Annotated in this window: 2 protein-coding genes; one reads left to right on the forward strand and one right to left on the reverse strand. The window is 57.8% G+C overall.

From position 1 onward, the window contains the following. Positions 1 to 64: 64 nt before the first annotated feature. On the reverse strand, positions 65 to 1114 hold the full coding sequence (locus VOI29_RS24075) for a TRAP transporter substrate-binding protein (protein ID WP_323784370.1): 1050 nt from the start codon (positions 1112 to 1114) through the stop codon (positions 65 to 67). A 521-nt stretch (positions 1115 to 1635) separates the two neighbouring features. Between VOI29_RS24075 and VOI29_RS24080 the strand changes: the two genes are divergently transcribed. Then, positions 1636 to 2127: a (2Fe-2S)-binding protein gene (locus tag VOI29_RS24080; protein ID WP_323784372.1), complete on the forward strand. Its 492-nt coding sequence runs from the start codon at positions 1636 to 1638 to the stop codon at positions 2125 to 2127. The last annotated feature ends 341 nt before the right edge of the window (positions 2128 to 2468 follow it).

Genomic DNA, 2468 nt, shown 5'->3' on the forward strand with positions numbered 1-2468 from the left:
CAGATGTATCCCGGCGGGATTGCCCTTCTCAGGCTGACCCGCCGGCTTTTGGCGGTTAATCGCGTTACTTGGTGTTTTTTGCGATCAGGTCCTGGGCTTTTTCGTACAGCGCTTCGCCGTCGATGCCCTTGTCGTCCATTTCCTCGAACCAGTTGTCGAGCACGATTTCGGCGGCCGACTTCCAGCGGGCTACTTCGGCTTCGTCCAGGACAATGATTTCGTTGTCCGTGGCTTCGGCGATTGCGCGGCCGCTGGCATCAAAACCTTCCATGGTCTTGCCGGCATAGGCGGAGAAATCCGCACCGGTGTTGTCGTCGAGGATCTTCTTGAGATCGTCAGGCATGCTGTCGTATTTGGCCTGGTTCATCGCCAGAACGAAAGCAGCAGTATAGAGCGCGGTATCACCGGAGAACTCTGTGTGGGTGTCCACGAGTTCCGCAACCTTGAGTGCCGGAGTGACTTCCCACGGGATAACGGTTCCGTCGATCACGCCCTTGGAGAGGGCTTCGGGAATGGCCGGTACAGGCATGCCAACCGGTTCGGCGCCGAGTTCAGCAAGCAGGCCGTTGATGACACGGGTCGGGCCGCGCATCTTCTTGCCCTGCATGTCTTCGAGCTTGCGGATGCCTTCGCCCTTGGAGTGGATGACGCCGGGGCCGTGGACCCAGGCGCCGAGAATCTTGACGCCCTTGAATTCGGTTTCTTCCATGTCGGACTTGAACAGTTCCCAGTAGGCGCGGGATGTGGCTTCCGCGTTGGTCATGGTGAAGGGAAGCTCGAACACTTCGACGCTCGGGAAGCGGCCCGGCGTGTAGCCCGGCAGGGTCCAGACGATGTCGACAACACCGTCGCGCGCCTGGTCCATCAGCTGCGGGGGGGTGCCGCCGAGCGACATTGCGGAGAAGACTTCGACCTTGATGCGGCCACCCGATTCCGTACCGATCTTTTCAGCCCACGGAATGAGAATGCCAGCAGGCACATTGGCCTGTGCAGGCAGGAACTGGTGCATGCGCAGGGTGACTTCCTGTGCGGCAGCGCCGAGTGACGAGGCGCCCATTGCGGACAGGGCGAGTGCTGCGACTGCAGCGGATTTCAAGAAATGACGTTTCTTCATGTGATCCTCCCAGATTGATCTTGCCGGTCAAAATATCGGCTCCCCCGGAAACTAGGGGTATTTTTTGTAACTGCATAGCGGTCGGCGCTCAGGAATGCATGGCCGGTGCTGCGCAAAGTTTATGCCATGTCCAAGTAGCATCGGAAAGCTTGCCCCGGAATGGCGGTCTTAGTCTTTTGGATAGGTTTCTCCCACGACGTTCAACGTGATTAACCGACCGTCCGGTCAGTTCATAAATCGCAATGCACATGGCGGCAACCGATTTCTGCAGACAGATTGCCCGGCAAATGCAGGCTTTGCAGTGCTTCGAAGCAACTCTGTGCTGAAGATGGTTCAGCTACAGCCTGATTTCAGACTGGACCTGCCTGGTATGCGTGCGTCGAACGACATGCGCGCATACGCCCAGTGGGCCGACGCCTGCCGTTGAAGATAAAACCGAGTTTAGCGGTTGATCCTTTTCAAAAAAAGGAAAATGATGCCTCCAGGGTGAGTGAGGTCTGTACACCCCAGGGAGGAATTTTATGGCGAATGTATCAATGACCGTGAACGGGCGTTCCGTTTCCGGCCAATGCGAGGACCGGACTCTTCTGGTTCAATTCATCCGGGAAAATCTCGGGCTGACGGGAACGCATGTCGGATGCGACACGTCCCAGTGCGGGGCCTGTGTGGTTCACGTCGACGGAAAGGCGATCAAATCGTGCACAATTCTGGCTGCGCAAGCGGACGGATCGGAGGTTGTGACGATCGAAGGCCTGGCGTCAGGTGGCGAATTGCACCCGGTGCAGGCGGCGTTTCGTGAGCACCACGGCCTGCAGTGCGGTTTCTGCACACCGGGCATGATCATGTCGGCTGTCGACATGATTGAGCGGCATGGTGGTCAACTGGACGAGAAAACCGTCCGCGCAGAACTCGAAGGCAATATCTGCCGCTGCACGGGCTACCATAACATCGTCAAGGCAGTGCTCGATGCCGCGTCCAAGATGGGCGATGGAGCAAAGGTCGCAGCGGAATAGTCATGCCTGAACAGGCAGTGGCGAAAGGCTGAGGACTTGCGGATGATCGAGAGGCGATGAAAGGATCAGGAATCTGAAGGGCTGTTGCCGGATTTGACATCCGGCTTGTTTGTCAGCCCTGGATTTAGATCCGGCAATGCAGCCGACACATCCCGCACCGGCTTTTCTCCATCACCCAACCGGAGGAGTTTGAGACATGGGAATGGAAGGCATCGGCGCCCGCGTGGCGCGTAAGGAAGACAAGCGGTTCATTACCGGCAAGGGCAAATATACCGACGACATGATTGTGCCGGGCATGAAGCAGGCGCATTTCGTCCGTTCGCCGCACGCGCATGCGAAGA

Origin of the sequence: Leisingera sp. (genome assembly GCF_034669605.1) — a bacterium.
GTDB lineage: Bacteria > Pseudomonadota > Alphaproteobacteria > Rhodobacterales > Rhodobacteraceae > Leisingera.

Coding starts and splice junctions, on each gene's coding strand:
- VOI29_RS24075 (WP_323784370.1), bottom strand. CDS start 1,114: ATGAAGAAACGTCATTTCTTGAAATCCGCTGCAGTCGCAGCACTCGCC.
- VOI29_RS24080 (WP_323784372.1), top strand. CDS start 1,636: ATGGCGAATGTATCAATGACCGTGAACGGGCGTTCCGTTTCCGGCCAA.